At 42.0% G+C, this 22,181-nt stretch carries 27 protein-coding genes; 12 read left to right on the forward strand and 15 right to left on the reverse strand.

Annotation, left to right across the window (positions count from 1 at the left end; genetic code table 11):
- Position 1: 1 nt before the first annotated feature.
- On the reverse strand, positions 2–994 hold the full coding sequence (galE, locus tag MHI46_RS18105) for a UDP-glucose 4-epimerase GalE (RefSeq protein WP_039182383.1): 993 nt from the start codon (positions 992–994) through the stop codon (positions 2–4).
- A complete protein-coding gene (locus tag MHI46_RS18110) occupies positions 994–2,181 on the reverse strand; it encodes a galactokinase (protein ID WP_082672237.1) in 1,188 nt (395 codons plus the stop codon). Before MHI46_RS18110 ends, galE begins: the two co-directional genes overlap by 1 nt.
- Before the next feature lie 175 nt (positions 2,182–2,356).
- Between MHI46_RS18110 and MHI46_RS18115 the strand changes: the two genes are divergently transcribed.
- Complete coding sequence (locus MHI46_RS18115; protein ID WP_039182386.1) at positions 2,357–3,202, forward strand: AraC family transcriptional regulator; 846 nt, start codon at positions 2,357–2,359, stop codon at positions 3,200–3,202.
- A gap of 34 nt (positions 3,203–3,236) precedes the next feature.
- Here the strand turns inward: MHI46_RS18115 and MHI46_RS18120 are convergent, their stop codons facing one another.
- Positions 3,237–3,494 (reverse strand): hypothetical protein, encoded by a 258-nt coding sequence (locus MHI46_RS18120; RefSeq protein WP_039182389.1) that lies wholly within the window; start codon positions 3,492–3,494, stop codon positions 3,237–3,239.
- A 27-nt stretch (positions 3,495–3,521) separates the two neighbouring features.
- Positions 3,522–3,953, reverse strand: a complete 432-nt coding sequence (locus MHI46_RS18125) for a GtrA family protein (protein ID WP_039182392.1) — start codon at positions 3,951–3,953, stop codon at positions 3,522–3,524.
- Between the two features lie 408 nt (positions 3,954–4,361).
- Between MHI46_RS18125 and MHI46_RS18130 the strand changes: the two genes are divergently transcribed.
- From MHI46_RS18130 to MHI46_RS18155, 6 genes are all read left to right on the forward strand, one after another.
- Positions 4,362–4,502: an anti-repressor SinI family protein gene (locus MHI46_RS18130; protein ID WP_008345506.1), complete on the forward strand. Its 141-nt coding sequence runs from the start codon at positions 4,362–4,364 to the stop codon at positions 4,500–4,502.
- A gap of 300 nt (positions 4,503–4,802) precedes the next feature.
- Complete coding sequence (locus tag MHI46_RS18135) at positions 4,803–5,492, forward strand: class I SAM-dependent methyltransferase (RefSeq protein WP_064498815.1); 690 nt, start codon at positions 4,803–4,805, stop codon at positions 5,490–5,492.
- Positions 5,485–6,153, forward strand: coding sequence for a glycosyltransferase family protein (locus MHI46_RS18140; protein WP_342503004.1), 669 nt, complete (start codon positions 5,485–5,487; stop codon positions 6,151–6,153). Before MHI46_RS18135 ends, MHI46_RS18140 begins: the two co-directional genes overlap by 8 nt.
- Before the next feature lie 107 nt (positions 6,154–6,260).
- Positions 6,261–6,575 (forward strand): DUF485 domain-containing protein, encoded by a 315-nt coding sequence (locus tag MHI46_RS18145; protein ID WP_024423845.1) that lies wholly within the window; start codon positions 6,261–6,263, stop codon positions 6,573–6,575.
- A complete protein-coding gene (locus MHI46_RS18150) occupies positions 6,572–8,113 on the forward strand; it encodes a cation acetate symporter (protein WP_024423846.1) in 1,542 nt (513 codons plus the stop codon). The genes MHI46_RS18145 and MHI46_RS18150 overlap by 4 nt, the downstream gene beginning before the upstream one ends.
- A gap of 320 nt (positions 8,114–8,433) precedes the next feature.
- Positions 8,434–8,772 carry a DUF4288 domain-containing protein gene (locus MHI46_RS18155; RefSeq protein WP_129193191.1) on the forward strand — a complete coding sequence of 113 codons (339 nt, stop codon included), beginning with the start codon at positions 8,434–8,436 and terminating at the stop codon, positions 8,770–8,772.
- A 25-nt stretch (positions 8,773–8,797) separates the two neighbouring features.
- Here MHI46_RS18155 and MHI46_RS18160 read toward each other — a convergent pair whose 3' ends face one another.
- The 4 genes from MHI46_RS18160 to MHI46_RS18175 all read right to left on the reverse strand — a co-directional run bounded on the left by MHI46_RS18160 (position 8,798) and on the right by MHI46_RS18175 (position 11,689).
- A complete protein-coding gene (locus tag MHI46_RS18160; RefSeq protein ID WP_047203665.1) occupies positions 8,798–9,172 on the reverse strand; it encodes a nuclear transport factor 2 family protein in 375 nt (124 codons plus the stop codon).
- Positions 9,173–9,305: 133 nt separating this feature from the next.
- A complete protein-coding gene (gene thiE / locus MHI46_RS18165) occupies positions 9,306–9,974 on the reverse strand; it encodes a thiamine phosphate synthase (protein ID WP_064498818.1) in 669 nt (222 codons plus the stop codon).
- Positions 9,961–10,785: a hydroxyethylthiazole kinase gene (gene thiM, locus MHI46_RS18170; protein ID WP_247543919.1), complete on the reverse strand. Its 825-nt coding sequence runs from the start codon at positions 10,783–10,785 to the stop codon at positions 9,961–9,963. The genes thiE and thiM overlap by 14 nt, the downstream gene beginning before the upstream one ends.
- A gap of 16 nt (positions 10,786–10,801) precedes the next feature.
- On the reverse strand, positions 10,802–11,689 hold the full coding sequence (locus tag MHI46_RS18175) for a LysR family transcriptional regulator (RefSeq protein ID WP_103131776.1): 888 nt from the start codon (positions 11,687–11,689) through the stop codon (positions 10,802–10,804).
- A gap of 165 nt (positions 11,690–11,854) precedes the next feature.
- Here MHI46_RS18175 and MHI46_RS18180 point away from each other — a divergent pair, with 165 nt between their 5' ends.
- Together MHI46_RS18180 and MHI46_RS18185 are read left to right on the forward strand one after the other, a co-directional pair.
- A complete protein-coding gene (locus tag MHI46_RS18180; protein ID WP_260774998.1) occupies positions 11,855–12,238 on the forward strand; it encodes a CidA/LrgA family holin-like protein in 384 nt (127 codons plus the stop codon).
- The gene (locus tag MHI46_RS18185) at positions 12,232–12,912 is read left to right on the forward strand and encodes a CidB/LrgB family autolysis modulator (protein ID WP_039182414.1); all 681 of its coding nucleotides are present in this window, start codon (positions 12,232–12,234) and stop codon (positions 12,910–12,912) included. The genes MHI46_RS18180 and MHI46_RS18185 overlap by 7 nt, the downstream gene beginning before the upstream one ends.
- A 242-nt stretch (positions 12,913–13,154) precedes the next feature.
- Here the strand turns inward: MHI46_RS18185 and MHI46_RS18190 are convergent, their stop codons facing one another.
- The gene (locus MHI46_RS18190) at positions 13,155–14,336 is read right to left on the reverse strand and encodes a class I SAM-dependent rRNA methyltransferase (RefSeq protein ID WP_260774999.1); all 1,182 of its coding nucleotides are present in this window, start codon (positions 14,334–14,336) and stop codon (positions 13,155–13,157) included.
- 118 nt (positions 14,337–14,454) lie between these two features.
- On the opposite strand from MHI46_RS18190, the gene MHI46_RS18195 reads away from it, so the two are divergent.
- A complete protein-coding gene (locus MHI46_RS18195) occupies positions 14,455–14,838 on the forward strand; it encodes a VOC family protein (protein WP_039182421.1) in 384 nt (127 codons plus the stop codon).
- An 87-nt stretch (positions 14,839–14,925) separates the two neighbouring features.
- Here the strand turns inward: MHI46_RS18195 and MHI46_RS18200 are convergent, their stop codons facing one another.
- The 3 genes from MHI46_RS18200 to MHI46_RS18210 all read right to left on the reverse strand — a co-directional run bounded on the left by MHI46_RS18200 (position 14,926) and on the right by MHI46_RS18210 (position 17,130).
- Positions 14,926–15,654, reverse strand: a complete 729-nt coding sequence (locus tag MHI46_RS18200) for an amino acid ABC transporter ATP-binding protein (protein WP_039182423.1) — start codon at positions 15,652–15,654, stop codon at positions 14,926–14,928.
- Complete coding sequence (locus MHI46_RS18205; RefSeq protein ID WP_024423856.1) at positions 15,651–16,295, reverse strand: amino acid ABC transporter permease; 645 nt, start codon at positions 16,293–16,295, stop codon at positions 15,651–15,653. Before MHI46_RS18205 ends, MHI46_RS18200 begins: the two co-directional genes overlap by 4 nt.
- A gap of 70 nt (positions 16,296–16,365) precedes the next feature.
- Positions 16,366–17,130 (reverse strand): transporter substrate-binding domain-containing protein, encoded by a 765-nt coding sequence (locus MHI46_RS18210; RefSeq protein WP_024423857.1) that lies wholly within the window; start codon positions 17,128–17,130, stop codon positions 16,366–16,368.
- 518 nt (positions 17,131–17,648) lie between these two features.
- Between MHI46_RS18210 and MHI46_RS18215 the strand changes: the two genes are divergently transcribed.
- Together MHI46_RS18215 and MHI46_RS18220 are read left to right on the forward strand one after the other, a co-directional pair.
- Positions 17,649–18,734: a Rap family tetratricopeptide repeat protein gene (locus MHI46_RS18215; RefSeq protein WP_058838469.1), complete on the forward strand. Its 1,086-nt coding sequence runs from the start codon at positions 17,649–17,651 to the stop codon at positions 18,732–18,734.
- Positions 18,735–18,750: 16 nt separating this feature from the next.
- Positions 18,751–18,894 carry a hypothetical protein gene (locus MHI46_RS18220; RefSeq protein ID WP_260775000.1) on the forward strand — a complete coding sequence of 48 codons (144 nt, stop codon included), beginning with the start codon at positions 18,751–18,753 and terminating at the stop codon, positions 18,892–18,894.
- A gap of 44 nt (positions 18,895–18,938) precedes the next feature.
- Here MHI46_RS18220 and MHI46_RS18225 read toward each other — a convergent pair whose 3' ends face one another.
- The 3 genes from MHI46_RS18225 to MHI46_RS18235 all read right to left on the reverse strand — a co-directional run bounded on the left by MHI46_RS18225 (position 18,939) and on the right by MHI46_RS18235 (position 22,171).
- Positions 18,939–19,571 carry a GTP pyrophosphokinase family protein gene (locus MHI46_RS18225; protein WP_039182427.1) on the reverse strand — a complete coding sequence of 211 codons (633 nt, stop codon included), beginning with the start codon at positions 19,569–19,571 and terminating at the stop codon, positions 18,939–18,941.
- 93 nt (positions 19,572–19,664) lie between these two features.
- Positions 19,665–20,678 carry an ABC transporter permease gene (locus MHI46_RS18230; RefSeq protein ID WP_058838468.1) on the reverse strand — a complete coding sequence of 338 codons (1,014 nt, stop codon included), beginning with the start codon at positions 20,676–20,678 and terminating at the stop codon, positions 19,665–19,667.
- A complete protein-coding gene (locus MHI46_RS18235; protein WP_260775001.1) occupies positions 20,675–22,171 on the reverse strand; it encodes a sugar ABC transporter ATP-binding protein in 1,497 nt (498 codons plus the stop codon). Before MHI46_RS18235 ends, MHI46_RS18230 begins: the two co-directional genes overlap by 4 nt.
- Positions 22,172–22,181: the final 10 nt, after the last annotated feature.

Below are 22,181 nucleotides of genomic sequence, written 5' to 3' on the forward strand. Positions count from 1 at the left end.
GTTATTTACTCTGGTAACCGTCTGGATGCTTCTGAAACCAATCCCACGCACTTTGAATAATGGTGTGAAGGTCAGCATATTGAGGTGTCCACCCTAATTCCTGCAGCGCTTTTTCAGAAGAAGCAATCAGCTTTGCTGGATCTCCCGCGCGTCTGTCAGCCACCTGTGCTGGAATCGCATGCCCCGTGACGTTTCTTACAGCATCTACTACCTGCTTCACGGAGAAACCTGTGCCATTCCCTAAGTTATATGTTGCACTTCCTTTTCCAGCACGCAGACGATCAACTGCTAAGATGTGCGCCTCTACTAAATCCATGACATGAATGTAATCTCTAATACACGTGCCGTCCTCTGTCTCATAATCATCACCGTAAATCATGATCTGATCTCGTTTTCCTAAAGCCACTTGCAGAATGATCGGAATGAGGTGTGTCTCAGGCTGATGATCCTCTCCGACAAGTCCATCTGTATGAGCGCCAGCTACATTAAAGTAGCGAAGCACGACGTATTTCATTCCATATGCCTGCTCAGACCACTTCAGCATTTTTTCAATCGCAAGTTTTGTTTCTCCATAAGGATTGGTTGGGTTCGTCTCATCCGTTTCAACGATCGGCACACGCTTTGGTTCACCATACGCAGCTGCGGTTGAAGAGAAAACGATGTGTTTCACATCAAATTCATTCATCACCTGAAGTAAAGCTGTTGCTCCCCCAACGTTGTTGTCATAGTACTTTAGCGGGTTTGTTACACTCTCACCTACAAGTGAATCTGCGGCAAAGTGCATAACCGCTTCTATTTGATGCGTTTTGAAAACCTGTCTTAAAAAATCTTGATCTCGTAAATCTCCCTCTTCTAAAACAGCTCCCTCCAAAACAGCTTCTTTGTGGCCTGTCTGCAAATTATCTACTACTACTACTTGTTCACCTTTCGCTAAAAGAGCCGCTACAGCATGACTGCCAATGTACCCTGCTCCCCCGCACACTAAAATCGTCATTACACTTCCTCCTTCGTGAGTTCTCTTGCGCCGCCTCCAATTCCAGCTGTGTAAAAAGAGGCTTCAATACCTGTCTTCTCTTGATAAATCGCACCCGTTTCTTCTATAAATGATGCCAGCTGCTCCTCTTTCACAATACTGATCGTGCAACCGCCAAAACCCGCGCCCGTCATACGGGAGCCAATCGTTCCAGGATGGAGCCAAGCGGCTTCTGCCAGAGTATCCAGTTCAAATCCAGTCACTTCATAATCATTCTTTAAAGAGAGATGAGATGCCTTCATAAGCGCACCTATTTCTTCCATTTTATCATCTTTCAGAAATTTGACTGCTTTTATGGTTCGGTCGTTTTCTGTCACCACGTGCCTTGCACGTTTGCGGCATGTTTCATCCTGAATCAAGTGGGCATGCTCGGCAAATTCATCAGCCGTGAGCTCACATAAGTGGACAAGATCGATTTCTTTTCGCAAATCGTTTAAGGCTGATTGACACTCTGACCGGCGTTCATTGTATTTGGAGTCTGCCAGTGTCCGCTTTTTGTTTGTATTGGCAATGACAAGCGCCAGCCCCTCTTGCCGAAACGGACTGTATTCAAAATCAAGGGTATCGCAATTGAGCAAGATGGCGTGATCTTCTTTTCCAAGAGCGATTGAAAACTGATCCATAATGCCGCAATTGACGCCAATAAATTCATTTTCTGCACGCTGCGAAAGGAGGGCAAGACGGGCATTTGAAACGCCGAATGAATGCCATTCATTGATAAAGACAGCGGTGACAAGCTCGATGGAGGCAGAGGAAGACAAGCCTGCACCATTGGGAATATTGCCGCCGTATACTATGTCAAAGCCTTCTTCTATCTTCATTCCTGCTTCGATAAACTGATGGAACACGCCCTTCGGATAATTTGCCCAGCCGTCTGACTCCAAGTAAGCGATTTCAAAAAGGTCGAATTCTTTCACACCATCGCCATCAAAGTTCAAGGAATACATTCTCACGCGGCCATCTGACCGCTTGGCACATGCTGCATATGTACCGAGAGTGAGCGCACAAGGGAATACATGACCTCCATTGTAATCTGTATGTTCACCAATCAGGTTCACTCTTCCCGGGGCAAAAAAATAGCGAAGTTCTTCTTCTCTATCCCCAAATTGCTGGTGAAATGCCGTGCGTAACATATCGATCATATCCATTCCCCTTTTCTCTTCTGATACTCTTATTTTAGTTGCCTGAACTGCGTAAGTTCAATGGTAAAAAAATCGTTAAAAAATACCCTTTTTTTGCTGTGAATGGTACGATGTGATATGAGGTGTACCATGATTCAAAATAGAAAAAGGTTGTTTTTTGCTGTGAAGGAGGTTTTCCAATTTGAAGAAGGAAGCATTTGCATTTCGTTTTCACCATTCTGATGTTACATTGCCGGCACAAATATGGTCTGTTGGCTGGGAGGTTCAATCATCTTCGTTATACAGCTGGAATGGCGTGGAGCGGAAGGATCAGGGCAAGTGCATCTTTCAGCTCACACTGTCTGGACACGGCATGATTGAAATCGGACAGAAGCGGTTCAAAGTCTTGCCAGGGCAGGCCTTTCTTGTGAAAAGCCCAAGTGCCTATCAATATTATTTTCCAGAAGACAGTGAGCATTGGGAATTTCTCTATTTGACGCTTTATGGGGACGCCTGCGATCTTTGCTTTGACCAATTTATAGATCAAGGAAAGCAGGTCATGCGTTTTCATCCTAATTCCAAACCGATCCGCCTGCTGAAGAAAATTTATGATGAAGCCAGTGAAAGACGGATTACCAATCCATTTGAGGGGTCTAGCCTTGCTTATCAATTTGTCATGGAACTGTATTCATATTTGCCAAAGCTTGAGGGACAAATGGAGAAATGGCCTGAGCCCATCGTTCAAGCGGCCTTGTTTGCCAGCCATCATTTTCACGAGGAAATTGGCCCAGACGATATGGCAGCTGCGGCACGTTTATCCAAAAGTCATTTTACGAGGGAATTCAAAAAGGCCACTGGCTTCACACCTATTCACTACTTAACCAATATCCGGTTAGAGAAGGCGGAAACATTACTAAAAACAACGAAATACTCGATTGAAGAAATTGCCATACAGTGCGGCTACCGAAATGCGAATTACTTGAATAAAGTCTTTCGAAAGAAAATTGGCATGTCTCCAAAGCAAATGCGGGAAACAAGCGATGCATAATAAAAAGCAGCCGCTTTATCATTGGCTGCTTCTTTTACGCTTTTGACAGGTCAACATGAATTCTCCCTTGTCTTAAAACAATGGTCATTTGCGTATCAGGGGTCATTAAGTTTTCTAAAATGTCCGTTGCCGTTTGAAGCGCAATGTCCATTCGGTTGATCTTTTCCTTTTCTTGTTCCGAAAACGCTTCAGGATGTGCGGTCATTTCTTTGACTAGCCTCAGCACTTGTTCATGCTGCTTTTCTGTTTGTTGATATATGGCATCATATAAGTCGTCTGACCTGCTGCTCATTTCACATCACCTATCTTTTTTTATGTGTTAAATCGCATCTTCTTTTGTTTTCTTGAAGACGAACCATTTACTGGCGACATAATTGACCACCACAATCACAAAGTTGACGAGAATTTTTGCGACGGTTTCATTGAGCGCCATTTGGCTCACAAATAAAATCATCAGCCCCAGATCTACACCTAGAGACATGAGACGAACACTAAAAAATGAAGAAAGCTCACGCATGAGGCTTTTTGTGTCACGAGCCTTTTGCTTGAAGACATACTTCTTATTGGTGATATAAGCAAAGAGAACAGCAAATACCCATGAAACAACCGTAGCTGTTTTGTAATCCATGGAAAACATCTCAACGAATAAATAGAAGCTGACGATATTGACAATGGTTGTACACACACCCATCACAAGATACATGACAACTTCTCGATACTTTTGAAAAAGGCTATACATGTCTTTCTTCATTCCTTCTTGGTGGTTTCTGTTTCTTTTAGAATACCATCTTAAGAAGAACTTCCCAAACGAACAATATGTACGTCCTGCAAAGATGAAATTTGTTCTACTCGATGGCAAATGTCAACACAATTGGTTTATATGAGTCAAATGTTTTAGGTCTTTTTCATTATTTTAATTTATAATCTTTCAACTGACATAACAATTGTTTATTATTAGAAGTAAGATTTCAATATTTATGGGTTTTTTAGTCATTTTTTTAGGGACGTGGTAGGTGATAGGTTTTACAAAATAGGTTAAATGTCATCATTTTTCGACAAAAATTTATTTTGTGCTGTTTTCAACCACACGTACAGTTACTAGACGGTTTGTTCAAGTCATTGGTTGCAGTGAATATGTCTTATTGAACTGGAGGATATTATGGATACGCAAGTGAAAAGAAGAGTTGACGAAGAGTGGGTTTATTTGATTCAGGAAGCGAAAAAAATTGGACTAGGCATCGAAGAAATACAAGCTTTTTTAACATCCAACGGTGATCAGAAGATGATAAACAAACCGTAAATCAACGCCGTTATCCTTTGTCTTTCAGACTGCTTTGGCTAAAAGTTCTGACCTGTCAATTGACCTTTTGAAAATCCTTTCATGACGATACGCTACAATAATTGAACACCTCTCCATACCAATCCCTTCACTCAATGGGGTTCTGTCTTTCTATATTAGGAGGACAGTCCACTTCCCGTTCTCTATATGATCCCTTTTTAGTTGCATTCATGAAAATTGTCCTTCTCTCGTTATAAAACCAAGCTGCCCACCCATATATTAACCATGAAAACAACGAGAAAGCAGAAAGGTGGGTAGAGCGTGAGTTCAGATTCCCTTTCGTATTATCACCAAAAAAAGGATCAGTATTATCATGGGGTAAACCCGGTCATCGTCAGTCGTATTCGCGCGGAATGGACGTCTTTGTTGGATATCGGATGCGGCACAGGCAAGCTTGGAAAAGTCCTGAAACAAAAGGGCCGAACCATCTATGGCATTGAGTCATTTGAGGACGCAGCAAAAGAGGCTGAGCAAGAGCTGGATCATGTTCTCTGCGGAAATATTGAACAGATGGCTCTCCCTTATGACCATGAACAATTTGACTGCATTATTTTCGGAGATGTCCTCGAGCATTTATTGGACCCTTGGGCCGTTTTAAAAAAGGTGAAACCCTTCCTTAAAAAAGAGGGTGCCATCTTGTCATCTATTCCAAATATCGGCCACATTTCAACGGTTTTAGAATTACTAGCCGGCAGATTTACTTATACAGATGCAGGGTTAATGGATCAAACCCATTTACGCTTCTTCACGCTTCACGAAATACATGCACTCTTTCATTCAGCGGGTTTTCGCATTCGCGAATTCGAGGCTATTCGCGTACAGCATCCTTCCTATGCAGGCGTGTTGAATGACCTACATGAATTACTCATGAAACACGGCATTCGTTCTGATTTTCACGAGGCCGCTACAGCCTATCAATATGTGGTCGAGGCGGTTCCATTTCATGAGTAATCCGACCATCCTGTTTGTTTTATGTGTAAATGATGAATCGATGTTTCAGGCTTGCTTCCGGCAGCTCGCTTCGCTTCCGGCTCCTCATGGATACCATGTGGAGGTCTTACCAATCAGACAGGCATCAAGTATGACCTCTGCCTACAATGAAGCCATCACTCATCCAGCTCAGTTTAAAATTTACCTTCATCAGGATACCTTGATTGTCAAACAGCATATGCTGCTCGAGCTCATCCCCCTTTTTTTACAAAATCCATCACTTGGCATGGTGGGCGTGATTGGAGCAGAAAGCGTGCCTGACAATGGAATTTGGTGGGAGAGTGCTGATTGCAGGGGTAAAGTCATTGAATATCGCCACGACACCTATCAGCTGCTTTCCTTTGAAAGAGGCCGTCAGCAGCCCGAAGTACAAGATTATATTAAAGCTTCGGCTATTGATGGTCTATTCATGGCAACACAATACGATGTGAGGTGGCGTGAGGACCTCTTTGATGGCTTTCATTTTTATGATGTCTCGCAGTCCTTTGAATTCACTCAGCAGGGCTATGAAGTTGGGATTGCAAAACAAGAAGAGCCTTGGTGTATTCATAAATGCGGAGATCATTTTGACGCAGAAGCATATGAAAAAGCGAGAGAACAATTTCTTGCAAATTATCGATAGAAAGCACCCTTTTCGGGTGCCTTTTTTATGATATACTGTCATAAACAGCCAGATCGTCTCATATGCATTGGAGTACCTTGTCCCTAATTCGTACAAAGGAGGAAACAATGGCAGACAAAAAAGTTCATTATAAGAAGGTTGCCGCTTCAGAGGATTTCCGAAAACTTCTTGAGGAAAAACGCAGATTTATCGTACCGATGACGATTTTCTTTTTTCTCTTTTACTTTTCACTTCCGGTTGCTACATCCTACTTCACCTTTTTGAACACGCCGGCAATTGGCGCGATCTCATGGGCTTGGTTATTCGCCCTCACACAATTTGTCATGACCTGGGTTTTATGTGGACTTTATGCAAAAAAAGCAGCTAAGTTCGACAATTATGTAAGCGCTTTAAAAACTGAATCAAGAGGTGATGACGAATGAGCATGACCGCTTTTATTTTGTTCGTAGCGATCGTAGGTCTCACATTGGTCATCACATATTTTGCTGCAAAAAAAACAAGCAATGCGAGTGATTTTTACACAGCAGGCGGAGGTTTGACCGGGTTTCAAAACGGCCTTGCCATTGCTGGCGACTATATGTCTGCTGCATCCTTTTTAGGGATTGCTGGAATGATCGCGTTAAACGGATTTGACGGCTTTTTCTATAGCATTGGTTTTCTAGTAGCGTATCTTGTCGTTCTTTACGTTGTAGCTGAACCGCTTCGTAATCTAGGGAAATATACGATGGCTGATATGATCGCTGCACGATTTAAGCGCCCTGCCATTCGAGGGGTTGCCGCCTTTAATACCATTACAGTCTCCACTTTTTATATGATTGCACAGCTTGTTGGAGCAGGTGCGTTAATCAAGCTGCTTCTTGGCATTGATTACTGGATCGCAGTGCTGATCGTGGGTGTCCTGATGACCATTTATGTCGTGTTTGGCGGCATGATTGCGACCAGCTGGGTACAGATCACCAAGGCTGTGCTTCTCATGCTTGGGACGCTCATTATTTCTCTGCTTGTGTTTGCAAAGTTTGATTTTAGTCTGCTAAAGATGTTTGAACAGATGAAAACTGCAACCCCGCTTGGTGAATCGTTTCTTCACCCGGGAAATAAATATGATGTGCCTTTAGAAACCTTGTCTCTTAACCTCGCCTTAGTGCTTGGGACAGCAGGTCTGCCGCACATTTTGATTCGTTTTTATACAGTAAAGGATGCGATTTCTGCGCGAAAATCGGTTCTTTCTGCTACTTGGATCATCGGGATTTTTTATTTAATGACGGTTTTCCTTGGCTTTGGTGCTGCTGCCTTTGTTGGAACAGAAGCGATCACAGCAGCAGATGCAGCCGGAAATATGGCCGCACCTCTTCTGGCACAAGCCCTTGGAGGAGATTTATTATTTGCCTTTGTTTCCGCTATCGCCTTTGCGACCATATTAGCAGTGGTGACTGGTCTTGTTTTATCCGCCGCGTCAGCTTTTGCCCATGACTTTTATAGTCAGATTATCCGCAAAGGAAAAGCGAGTGAGCGGGAGCAGGTGAAGGCAGCACGCTTTGCTTCAATCGGCGTGGCGATCCTCTCCATCATTCTTGCATTATTTGCCCAGTCCTTAAACGTCGCTTTTCTTGTGTCTCTTGCCTTCGCAGTCGCAGCGAGTGCGAATTTACCTTTGATTATCTTCACTGTTTTTTGGAAACGATTTAACTCTACGGGTGCCATCGCCGGAAGCTTAACAGGCCTTCTGAGCGCACTGATTATCGTCTCGCTCAGCCCAAGCGTCTGGGACCCATCAGGAGCAGCCATCTTCACAGGAGAGCCGCTCATCCCGCTGTCGAACCCTGGGATTATCTCGATTCCACTCGGATTCCTTGCCGCATACTTAGGCACGATATTCTCGTCTGAAAAAGCAGATGAAGACACCTTTACGGAAATTCAAGTAAAGGCACATACAGGCATGCATATGGATACTGATTCATAAGGAAAAGCCGGCTGCTCAGCCGGCTTTTTTTGTGTTCTTCTGTTCAAATCTCAGTAAGGTATAAATTGGCTTTTCAACTTATTTTTATACTTCTCTAATCTGGCAACCCTTCTAAACGTGATGAGAGAGCAGCATGTAATGAGGATTAACAGAATTTCATGAACTTCCCCTATGTTATCAACCACATTCTTCATCTCTATCCCTCCCCGTAATGAATCTATTTATCGTTATGAATTCCCTGCAAGATGTCATTCCTATGTTATCATGTTATACACATACTGGAAATTATTTAAATCGACACGAAAGAAGTGGGATGACGTATGCAAAGGATTTATTCCGCAAAATTATTATTCGAATCCATCTCATCACCAAGCAATATACCCGATAAAATCTTTGAAGAACGAATCGTCTTGGTAAAAGCTAAGAACCAACTGCAAGTGAAGGAAATAGTCAAACAAGGCTTCCCAGAGGAAACCTATGATAATGCAGAAGGTGGCCAAACTAACATAAAATTAGCAGCCATTCTAGATATTTTTGAGCTTGTCGATCACTTAGAGCAAAAATCACTACACTTGAGTGAAGTGTATAGCCGCCACCTTATTTTTGATGAAGAAACTTCTGTTCAAGAAGCCATCGAGGCCTATTCTTTAGACAAATAAAAAAGCCGGCTGCTCAGCCGGCTTTTTAATAGCGCTGGAATAACTCTGGGTTTTTCGGAACGTTTTCTAAATAAACGATCTTCCCTTGGTCGTCCAGCTCTGCGATATCAATTCCTTCTGCTGTATAGACACGGCCATCTGAAAGCTTTCCGCACACGGCCCAGTTTGTTTCATACTTTCCATCTTCTCTTTTAATCCATCCATCCCACATATGCTTAATGTCATCATGTACGTGGAAAAATGTGTTCAAAAATTGTGTGAATGCTTGGATTCCAGGCCTCCGGGCGCCATTTAAGACAATCATGACATCGTCAGAAAACAATGCCAGCAATTCATCCAGTTGCTCCTGCCCTTTTCCTGCTTCATCGTATCGGCGAAAATACGTATCGAGCACTTCCATGTTCATTCTCCTTTATTTACCTGTCATTTCGAAAACAATCGAACTATATAATTGTACACAATTGTTTCTCGCCTGTCTATTTTCCCCTACATAAGAAAAGACATGAATTGATTCAATCCATGTCTCCCTCAGATCAAAGAGATGCTTTTTCTGCTTCAACAAGTGATTTCAGCTTTTCTGCTGCTTTTTTTGGATCGGCGCTCTGGCTAATAGCACTAATGATGCTTACACCATCTGCTCCAGCTTGTATGACTGGTGCAGCGTTGTCGTATGTGATCCCTCCGATACCCACAATCGGAATTTGAAGGCCATGACGGCGGACTTCAGTAATCAAAGACACCCCCTGGACACTGCGTGTATCCTTTTTCGTTTCCGTTGGATAGACTGGGCCCATCCCGACATAATCTGCTCCGTCTTTCATGGCTTGTTTCACTTCATCTAGGTTATGCGTCGACACGCCTAATATTTTATTCCCGATCCTTTGTCTGACGTCTTGTGCGTTTGCGTCTTCCTGTCCAACATGCACGCCATCTGCATCAAGATCAATCGCTAGCTGTACATCATCATTCACAATAAAAAGAACATTTGCTTCTTGGCAAAGCGCTTGAATTTGACGAGCCAATTGTTTCTTCTCTTCAGCCTGCAAGGCGTTTTCACCCTTTTCACGAAATTGAAACATGGTGATTCCGCCTTGAATGGCCTCGTTCACAACATCAAGCGGCTGTCTCGTTGAATTTGCTGTTCCCATAATAAAATAAACCGATAATTGCTGTTTGATTTGCTCTTGGTCAGCCTTTGTCATGTGAAACTCCCCCTAATTTCCCTAATGTCAGAACATCATCGCCGGTTGTGTGTTCTAGTGCGTTTAACAATTCCATTTGAAAGGTCCCCGGTCCTTTATCCTTTGTGTGCAGAGCTGCCTTTTCAGCTGCCACACCATAAAACAGCAATGCAGCGGCCGACGCATGAAGCGGCCTTTCACCTGCTGCACAAAATGCTCCAATGATAGATGTCAGCAAACAGCCGGTTCCTGTCACCTTGGTGAGCCATTCATGTCCATTATGAATGGACAGCACCTCATTTCCATCTGACACCACATCGACTTTTCCTGTGATCACCACTATTGTCTGAAGTACAATGGACGCTTGTTTGGCTAATGCCGATACATCTCCATTCGCCGCTTTCGCATCAACGCCTTTTGACTCCCAGCCATCCACTCCAAGTAAATGAGCCACCTCAGCAGCATTCCCCCGGACAACGGTCATTTTTACTTTCTCTAACAGCTGTTTAGCCGCATTCGCTCGAAACGTTGTCGCACCGACGCCGACAGGATCTAACAAAACAGGTACACCTTTTTCATTGGCGGCTTGTCCAGCGAGAATCATGGCTTCCACCGTCTCCTTGGTCAGTGTGCCAATATTAAGCACAAGTGCATCCGCTAATTGTGCCATTTCAGCCACTTCTTCTTTGGCGTTTGCCATGACTGGCGAAGCACCTAAAGCAAGCAGTCCATTCGCTGTGAAATTCGTCACGACTTGATTCGTGATATTATGAACGAGTGGATTTTCCTCTCGAACCTTCTCCAATAAATGAGACGCGCGGCTTGTTTTCATCTGTATCATCCTCCTTTTACTCTGCATCCCACACGTAAGATTTCGTATGCTTTAACCATTCTCTTGCCGCAAACGACAAATAACGGTCTTTTCGCCAAATGACACCTAAATGCCACGGGATCGATGGGTTTAGGGAAATGACCTTTACCTTTTCAGGATCAAGATCACGGCAGATTCGTTCTGGCAGAAGTCCAATCCCTAAGTTTTCAGCTACCATTTCACTAATGAAATCCCACTGAGACGTTTCATAAATGACATTTGGCCGGAATCCCGCATTCATACATTCATTTAAAATCCGGCTGTGCAGAACAAAATCTTCTCTAAAGAAAATAAACGACTCTTCCCTTAAATCAGCTAAATGTACCTCCTCACGACCGGCCATCGGATGGGATGGATGCGTCACGAGCTTCATGTTCTCTTTAATAATGGTGTACGTATGAAAAATTTTATCATTTGCAGGCAGAACAATGACACCAATATCTAACGACCCATCCTCGACCCCTTCCTCTACTTTAATGGAGCCGTGCTCGACCAATTGAAATGTGACATCTGGATATTGCTGGCGGAATTCTCCCATGACATTCGGGAAGAAACTTGACCCAATCATCGGGGGCAGTCCGATTCGGATATGTCCTTTTTTCACATTCATTAAATCATTTAATTCGTTCGTTAAATTCTGAAATGACTGCGTGATTTCACTCGCCTGTGTATACATGGTTTGGCCGGCATCTGTCATTTCAACCTGCCGTCCATTTCGGTAAAACAACTGCACCCCCAGCTCATCCTCCAAGTTTTTGACCATCTTGGAAATGGTCGGCTGCGATACATAAAGGGACTGCGATGCTTTCGTGAAGCTCTTTAATCTTGCCACTTCTAAGAAATATGTTAAATGTCTAATGTCCACATGCTTCATCCTTCCTATAGACAAAAGGAATAATTACTATTCGATATATGTATTTTACCTATAACTAAACGTACTGTACACTTTAAAGTAAGCTCATCAATTGGAACGTTGTCATGTTTTTGTGAAATAGTGAACAATTTATATAGAAAAAGGAGTGAACAGAAAGTGAAATTGCTCAAAAAGCCGCTGATTGCTACCCTTCAGATTATGGTCTTGTTTATTTTTGCGAAATTCATGAATGTGCTAGCGGCCTTTTTGCATTTAAGAATCCCGGGCACGATCTTAGGCATTCTTGTCATTTTCTTATTACTTCATTTTAAGATCATTCAATTAAAATGGATAGAACTTGGCGCCGTATGGCTGCTCGGAGAACTGCTGCTTTTCTTTATTCCATCAGCAGTTGGTGTCATTGATTATGGAAAACTGCTTTCTCAATCTGGCACAAGTATTATCCTTGTCGTCTTAATTAGTACGTTTGTGGTCATGCTCTCAACTGGTATCATGACGCAAATGATTGCGAAACGAAAGGAGCGAAAAAAGCTATGTTAGTTGGCGGACTATTTCTGATTTTAACCGTTCTTTTATATCTCGGATCAAAAGCGGTGTACAAACGGCATCCGAAGGTTTATGTCTCACCATTACTTGTCACTCCGCTTGTTCTTGTCGTCTTACTGCTAATCGTCAACATTCCTTACGATGCTTACAATCAAGGCGGGAAATGGCTCACGAATATGCTGCAGCCTGCGACTGTTGCTTTTGCCATTCCTTTATATAAGTATTTTCATATCCTGAAGAAGCATGCAGTGGAAATTCTTTTGAATGTGGCTTGCGGCTCTATCATTGCGATTTTATCAACGGCATTTATCGCCAAGTTATTTCATCTGGACACAGGCCTTATTGAGAGCCTTGTCCCAAGATCGGTCACAACACCTGTAGCAATGAGTGTGTCAGAAATGATCGGCGGCATGCCGTCCGTTACGGCTGTCTTTGTCATTTTAACCGCACTGTTTGGATCGATTATCGGTCCAATGGTGATCCGTTACTTCCGCATCGATAATGACATTGCCATGGGCGTCCTGCTTGGAACAGGTGCACACGGTGCAGGAACATCGAAAGCCTTTGAAATGAGCTCCGTCTCAGGGACGATCTCAAGTGTATCGATGATTATTTCAGCCATTATTACATTATGTGCAGCGCCGATCCTCATGTCGTTTGCCTTATAAAAAAAGCTATTTCCCTTATAGGAAATAGCTTTTAGATTGTTGACAAAATGCTAAAATGTTCTTTATTTTAGCACTTTGTCTTCTTTTCAGCATGATAGAAAACCTTTGCAGCCCTAGGAAGGACGAGTACCGGAGCGGAGCAAATTTGACATTCGTGAGCACCGGAGCGCAGACCTGCGGGCGAATGCGAGGGTTTGTCTACACGCTGAAAGCCATTTCCCTTATTGGAAAGTGGCTTTTTCTTATGCTTGTATGAAGACAACCTTTAAATAGTTCCCTTCAGGATAATTCTTCGTTGTACGGAAATCCTCAGGAAGAGAATATTCTTCAAGTATCCGATAGCTTTGCCCTGATTCTTTAAAGGCCTGCGCAATAAATCCTTTGAACTTCTTCATGCCAAATGCACTGCTATTCGTTGATGCCACAATGACGCCGTTCTCAGCTGTGATTTGGATGGCTTCTTTTAATAGCTTCTTATAATCCTTTGCCGCACTGAATGTGTGCTTTTTCGTTCGTGCAAAGGATGGCGGATCTAAGATAACGAGATCATAGGTCCAGCCTTTTTTCGCTGCAAACGGAAAATATTTAAAGACATCCATGACTTTGATATCCTGCCCGTCCACATCAATATCATTGACTTCAAACTGCTCAGATGTTTTTTTCAAGCTGCGGTTTGCAACATCCACACTTGTCGTACGGCTCGCTCCACCAAGCGCAGCTGCTACTGAGAAAGCACCTGTGTAAGAAAACGTATTGAGCACAGTCTTTCCCTTTGCATAACGATCTCGAATCGCTTTTCTCACATGACGCTGATCAAGGAAAATGCCCGTCATCGCACCATCATTTAAGTAAACTGCTACGTTCATGCCATTTTCTTTCACGATGAGAGGAAATTCACCTTTCTCTCCCTTCACAAAATCATCATCTTCTATATACTGTCCAGACGTATCAAACCGTTTCTTTTCATAAATACCTTTATAGTCTGGATATACTTGCTCAAGTGCAGCCAATACTTCTGCCTTTAATGTATAGACTCCTTCGCTATACCATTGGATGAGGTAGAATCCGTCATAATGATCAATCGTGACGCCGCCAATTCCATCCCCTTCTCCGTTGAACACACGAAAAGCAGTCGTCTGTGCATCACGAAATAAATGCGTTCTGCTTTTCGCTGCCTGCTCAAGCCTAGAGACAAAAAAAGCTTGATCTATTTTTTCGTTTGCATCAAAGGTTAGTACCCAGCCGATTCCTTTATTTTGCACACCATAATACCCTTTTCCTAAAAAAGTGCCCCGCTCATCTACCCATTCAATGAGCTCGCCTTCCCGTACACCGTTCACATGCGATACTGCATCTTTAGAAATGAGCGGATATCCCTTCTTCACTTGTTCCGCAAATGTTTGTTTTAATGAGATTTTTTTCATTTGTGTCATCCTTATCCTAAATTGACTCTCTCTATCCTACCATATGAATGTATACGTTACTTCTATTATGATAAGATGAGGAGAAAAATATCAACATGACATAGAGGAGGCACTTCGTTTGACGACATTACGCTTAGATCATACAGGTATTATGGTTTCGAATATTGATCAGTCGATTGATTTTTATGAAAAAGTGGTGGGGATGAAATTAAAGGACCGCATCACTCATACAAATGGAGTGATTGAGCTTGCATTTCTCGGTTTTAAAGATGAAGCAGAAACGGAAATTGAGCTCATCCAAGGCTACAGCAGTGACCTGCCATCTGAAGGGAAGGTCCATCATCTCGCCTTCACAACAGACAATATTCATGCTGAATTCAATCGTATTCAAAAGCTGCAAATTGAATTAATCGATGAAGAAATCACGACATTACCAAATGGATATTGCTACTTCTTTTTCAGAGGACCAGATCAAGAATGGATCGAATTCTTCCAGCGCTAATATTCCCTAGGAAATCGTGCCGCTAAATCTATCTTCCATTTATTCATAAAGAAAAGAGTAAGAGCATATACATGCCCTTACTCTTTTTTATAACACCTTACTAAGAAATGATTTTGTACGCTCATGCTGTGGGTTTCCAAAGAGGGCTTCCGGTTTGTCTTCCTCGACAATATATCCGCCATCCATAAAGATGACACGGTCTCCTACCTCTCTTGCAAAGCCCATTTCATGTGTCACCACAATCATGGTCATGCCTTCGACAGCTAATTGTTTCATTACAGCTAATACATCCCCTACAACTTCAGGATCAAGAGCTGATGTCGGCTCATCGAATAATAGTACTTTCGGGTCCATTGCCAAGGCTCTTGCAATGGCAACACGCTGTTTTTGTCCACCGGATAATTGGTTAGGGTAGCTTTGGGCTTTGTCTTTTAAGCCGACTTTTTCAAGCAAGTCTAACGCTTTTTCGGCCGCTGCCTTCTTTTCAATGCCTTTTACCTTTATCGGTGCGATCGTAATGTTTTCTAAAACAGTTTTATGAGGAAATAAATTAAAGTGCTGAAACACCATGCCTACTTCTTGTCGTACTTTATTGATATTCACCTTTGGGTCTGTAATCGTGTGTCCGTGGACAACGACTTCTCCAGCAGTGATATCTTCTAATTTATTGAGGCATCTAAGAAACGTGCTTTTCCCTGATCCAGAAGGACCAATGACACACACTACTTCCTTTTCCTCGATGACTGCATTAATATCCTTTAAGACTTCGTGATCGCCAAAGGATTTCTTTAAGTTTTTCACCGTAATCATACTCATTTGATATCAAATCTCCTTTCTGCGTAGCTAGCCAGTAGAGAAAGTAAATAAATGATCACGAAATAAATGACACCGACAATGAGCCAGACATTCAATGGATCAAATGTAGCCGATGCTTGAACTTGTCCTCGCTGCATAATATCGGCAATCCCGATAATAGATAAGAGAGATGTATCTTTCAAGCTGATGATGGCCTGGTTTGTAATCGCTGGGAGCATGCGGCGGAAGGCTTGCGGAAGGACGATAAAGCGCATGTTTTGTCCCCCTGTAAAGCCTAATGAGCGCGCAGCTTCTGTTTGCCCTTTATCAATGGACTGAATCCCTGCACGAATAATTTCTGAGAAATAAGCCCCTGCATTAATTGCTACTGTTATAATCCCTGCGGGCACTCGATCAAGCGAAATGAATTCCAGTGTATTCAAACCAAAATAAATGAAGAATAGCTGTACGATAAATGGTGTGCCTCGAATGGCATTCACAAAGACGAGTGCGATGAAATTTAAGATTTTAAATGGTGACAGACGGAATAATGCCACAATTAACCCGATGATAAATCCTAAAATGATGGCAACAACAAAGATATATAAAGTGGTTTGCAAACCATCCATTAAATACGGAAATGCATTAATAATTGTATCCATGTTTCTCCCTCCCTAATTCACATACGGCTGACACATAAAGAAAGCGCGCTCGGAGCGCGCCTCGCTTGTGTTATGACTTCAAATATTTATCAATAATTTTGTCATATTCACCGTTTTTCTTTAGGTTCTCCAGACCTTTATTGATTTTCTTCAATAGGTCTTGATTTTTCCCCTTCATGACAGAGATACCATACTGGTCTCCATTCAAGCGGTCTCCAACTGTTTTCAATTTTAAATCTTGTTGTGCGATCGCATACGTAATGACAGGATAATCCTCAATTAAGGCATCTGCATTTCCGTTTGATACTTCCTGGAACATAGATGGGCTGTCATTAAATTGAACGACTTCATACCCATATTTATCTGCGTTATCAGATGCGAACTTTGCACCAGTCGTCCCGTTTTTAACAGCTAGCTTTTTCCCCTTTAAATCATTAATTGATTTGATGCTGCTGTCCTTTTTCACAACAACTGTCAGCCCAGCGTCGAAGTAAGGATCTGAGAAATCTACTTTCTTCTTACGCTCATCTGTAATACTCATCCCGCCCATTCCAACATCAAGCTGTCCTGCCTGCATTGCTGGAATGATACCTGAGAAGTCCATAGCTTCCAGCTTCACTTTGAAACCTTGATCTTTCGCGATTGCATTAATTAAATCAACGTCTATGCCTTCATATTTACCGCCCTTTTCAAATTCAAATGGCGGATACGTTGTATCTATCCCAATTTTATATGTGCCTTTGCCTTCTCCCGAACCACTGTCCGACTTTGATCCACAGGCTGCCATGACAAGCACAACAATTAGTCCCATGATCAATAACATCGATTTCTTCATAAAACACGACCCCCATTGTCAGTTTTGTCTAAATATTCGCAATAACAATAATACTATAACACGCTAAAGCTATAGTGTGTGATGTTTTTTATCAATACCAAAGATCCATACAATTCTAGATCAATAGTCTCTTTAAATTTTACTTTTTTGCGAATAACTCATTTTATTCTAAAAGAAGAGTCATTCACAATTATAATGTAAGATAATCTTACAAAAAAATGAGGCAACACCTTGATTAATGATGTTTCTTTCTAGTATACGAAAGCAAACTCAATAACCGGCTTCCTCTCTTTATTGATATTGTAGTATATTTTTTTCAAAACCCTCTTTTTACCTAAAAATATGTAAGCGTATACAAAATGTCGATTCTCCCTATTTCTTTCACTACTGGTTGAATTTACATCAAAAAACATGTTTTACAAACTGCATGAGAGAGCTTAAAATATAAGAAGATACTGGAATATGGAAAGTTGATTCAAAAGAACGGATTTTGATAGATGAAGAAAGGAGGATATGAATTGGCAGAAGCAGGTGTTTTGTCGTCCGTTGATGTAGCAAATATGCTCAATGATTGGTATGTCATGATGAAAAAAAGAGAGATACAAGGTGCCATCCAGTTAAAAGAAGACATTCTTCAGGCGTTTGATCGAATGGAAGAAAATCAAGACGTCTTACTTTACTATCAACTGCTAGAGTACCGTTTTAAAGATCTAATAGAAGATACAGCTTCGTTAGATCATAGTCTTTTTGTTGATGAAAATGCCATCCGTACGGATGATATGCTCAGCTATTATTTCTATTTCTTTAAAGGGATGTATGAAATGCGCAGAGGCAATCAGGATACGGCATTTCACCATTTAAAATTGGCCGAGGATAAATTAGATCTCGTGCATGATGACATTGAAAAAGCCGAATTTCATTATAAAACAGGGTGTCTTTACTATAATATCAGGTCCACGCTTCTCTCCATCCACCACTTAAAGAAGGCTTCATCTATTTACGACGCAGATCCATGTTATGTGAAAAAATCAATCAGCTGTCAAATGATGCTTGCTTTGAATTATGCGGATCAGTCGAAATATGATGAGGCAGAATCGTTGTTCAAAGAAGTGATTCATTCACTAGAACAGATGGAAGATCCAGATTTGCTTGGACACGCCTATTGTAATGCAGCCTTTATTAAAAGTCTAAGAAATGAATACAGTGAAGCTGTGCCACTCCTAGAAAAGGCTTTAATGATAGAAACATTCGAAACTTCTTCTCCAGGCGGCTATTTACTTGCCATGTACGCCTACACAAAAGCACTATTTAAGCTAAAAAAGCCAGGTTTGTTCCACTATTATGTACAGCTTTCACTTCAAAAAGCAGAAAATTTAAAACAACGAAACATTTCACTTAAATTATCCATTTTAGAAACACTTATGATTCAGCCAGACAACATGATTGAGCAAATCAAGTCTTATTGTGATCAATTAGAATCGATGAATTTCCTTGTTGATCTTGAAGCTATTTGTCAGGATGCAGCTGCTTACTTAATGGATCTTGGACTTCATGAAGAATCCTCTTATTTTAGAAACAAGGCGTTGTCCTTAAAAACTTGTTAAGAATATGGAGTGATGTATGATGAAGAAATGGCTTATCACAAGTGCGATTTTTACCCTCTTGATAACAGGTGTTTCTATTGGTGCTTCCGTTCAAAAAGACAGCAAATCTGCACAATCTCAAGATATCATTCAAAAGAGGGATCGTGGAACCAACCCTTAATATGAAAAAAGCAGCTGTGATCAAAACAGCTGCTTTTTTATGTGTTAATCAATTTCTCGTTTGATATTTTGCATTTTTTCATCTAAGTAATGGGCAATATCTGCGGCTTCCTTCAGTTCATCAGTCAGTTGATGAGGAACATCGTTTTGCAGTTTATAATAGATTTTATGCTCTAGACTCGCCCAAAAATCCATCGCTATGGTCCGTACCTGAATCTCAACCTTCACATACTCCACACGATTCGTTAAGTAGACAGGAATCTCAACAATTAAGTGAAGGCTTCTGTAGCCATTTGGTTTCGGATGTTGAATGTAGTCCTTCACTTCAAGGATCTTTAAATCCTCTCTTTGCCTCAATACATCCATAATGTTATAGATATCTTGAATAAAAGAACAGATGATGCGGACACCTGCGATATCATGGATATGCTCCTTGGCACATTGTGTCGTGATATCGCATCCTTTTCTTGCTAGTTTATTCACGATGCTTTCAAAGGATTTGATCCGTGATTTTGTATGCTCTATAGGGTTATGTCCATGGATTAAATTATACTCCTGACTGATAATCGAAAACTTTGTATCCATTTCATCTAATGCAAATTTATATACTAATAGTTCATTTTTCCAGTCTTCCATGACATTTTTCAAATCTTCAACATGAGTTGCTGACATATTCATTTTCTTTGTCATCTCCTTTTGGGAAACGGCAGCTGTACCGCTTTCCGTTTACTAGACGGAGAGAGGACTCGAATGGTTTTAAAAAATACGCAGTTAGCCTCTTTGTTTGTAATAGGTCAGCGCCAGTGCAAGAGCCAGCACAGAACCTTTCACAATATCCATTGCATAATAAGGAACAGACATCATCACAAGCCCATTTTGTAAGATTCCGATGAGTACAGCCCCGATAAAAGTACCAAATGCGTTTGGCTTACCTGCTCCCATGACGGAAAAGCCGATAAAAGCAGCCGCTACTCCATCCATTAAATATGGTGCACCAGCATTAATTTCTGCTGTCATCACCCTTGATGCCAGCACGATACCTCCGATCGCTGCAAATAACGCAGAAAGCAGATAGGCCGCAATTTTGTATTTGTTCACATGAATGCCAGACAATCGAGCCGCTTCCTTATTCCCACCGATGATGTACATGAATCTGCCATGCTTTGTGTAGGTCATGAAAACATGCGCAAATAGAACAATGGCAGCCATAATGAGAATGATATATGGCACCTGTCCGATTTTGCTAAAAAAGGCAGGGATCGTTCCCGTTGAAAACGTGCCATCGGGCAGCACCATATTTTCAGAAATGGTCGCCCCTTTCGTATACGTTTGAGCCAGCCCTTGAATGATAAACATCATGGCTAATGTCATGAGCATATCTGGAATTTTCATTTTGACGATCATCCATGCATTTAACAATCCAACAATGATAGAAGCCGCTAGTGCAGAAAGGATGGCAATAAGTGGGTTTTGCGAGAACCATACGAACATCGAAATGACAATGGCATTTGACAGCGTAGCGACTGATCCAACTGATAAATCAAAACCGTTTACTGCCAATGAGATGGTTAAGCCCACCGCAATGATGGTCACAATTGAGATAGACCGTAAAATATTGATGATATTTCCCGATTGCAAAAACGCTGGATTCGCTGCCGCAAATACCACAATTAACACGACAATGGTTAAAATCGTCCCATATCGATAAAAGAAATCAAACAGATGAAAGGATTGCCGCTGTTTTTTGATTTGCTGCACAGGGGCTGGAATTTGTTGTTCGCTCATGATTGTCCTCCTGTTGAATGATATAAAAGCTCCTCTTCAGTCGTCGGTGCAGTCATTTCCCGGGCAATGCTGCCATCATATAACACGTATACTCGGTCAGCGATACCTGCAATCTCTGACAGCTCACTCGACGCATAAATGACAGATTTTCCGCGGGCGGCAAGCTCTGCGATCAAAGTGAAAATATCTTTTTTCGCTCCAACGTCTACACCTTTAGTTGGTTCATCAAAGAGATACACATCTGCCTCAGCAAGCAGCCATTTTCCGATGGCAACCTTTTGCTGATTTCCACCAGATAGGTGCTTCACCTTTGCTTCAAGAGACGGCGTTTTGACACCAAGTCGTTTGACGATGTCGCCTGCACCCTGCTTTTCCTTCGACCGATGTAAGAAGCTGAATATCCGTGAAAATGAATGAAGACTTGCAGCCGTTAAGTTCCACCCCACGCTCTCTTCGGTCAGAACCCCTTCTTTTCTCCGCTCTTCAGGCACAAGGGCTATTCCAGCTCTCACAGCTTGATGAGGCGATGTGATGTGAATGGTTTGACCATGCAACTGCACAGTCCCCGTCTTTTTTTCTGAGGCACCGAAAAGGGCTTTGCACAATTCTGTTTTTCCAGCACCGACAAGTCCTGCGATCCCGAGAATTTCTCCTTTTTTGACATAAAAGTGAATGTTGTTTAATTTGTTTTGATCGTTTAGCTCTTTCACTTCAAGCACAATAGGTGCATCTTTCAAAGGTTTGCGAGACGGGAATTGTTCCTCTAATGGCGCACCTAGCATTTCTTCAATGACTTGCTGCGGATTTGTGTCTTTGACAAGGTGGGTTGCAACATCCGTTCCATTTCGCATCACTGTCAGTTCATCACAGATGGTGAAAATTTCGGGCATGCGATGGGAGATAAACACGATCCCTGTCCCATGCTGTTTCAGCCGATCAATCATGGAGAATAATTTGCTTGTTTCTGCATGACTAAGCGGAGCTGTTGGTTCATCTAAGATTAAAATGCTGCATTGAATGGAAACGGCCTTAGCAATGAGCACCATCTGTTTTTCAGCAAGGGTCAGATCGCTGACAAGTCGTTTTGTGGAGATGTCGATGTCCATTTCTTTTAATAGCTGAGCCGCCTTGCGATGCAGCTCTTTCCAGCTGACAAATGTTTTTTTCTCAATCTCATGCATCATCATATTCTCGCCAACACTTAAGTAGGGAACAAGAGCCGTATCCACTTCTTGATGGACCGTCTGCACACCATATGAGGATGCATCCTTTGGGGTTTGAATAGTTGCCGCCTGGCCATTGATGTGGATGGTTCCGTCGAAGTGGGAATGAGCGCCAGAAAGAACCTTCATTAACGTGGACTTCCCAGCACCATTTGCTCCAATTAGTGCATGGACCGTCCCTTTTTTTAATGTGAAATTCACTTGATCTAAAGCTTTGACCCCTGGGAATTCAATTGAAATATTTTTCATACGAACAAGCGGCGCTGTCATAGGTGTCCTC

Origin of the sequence: Bacillus sp. FSL K6-1000, from assembly GCF_038630785.1 — a bacterium.
GTDB classification, from domain to species: Bacteria; Bacillota; Bacilli; order Bacillales; family Bacillaceae; genus Bacillus; species Bacillus safensis.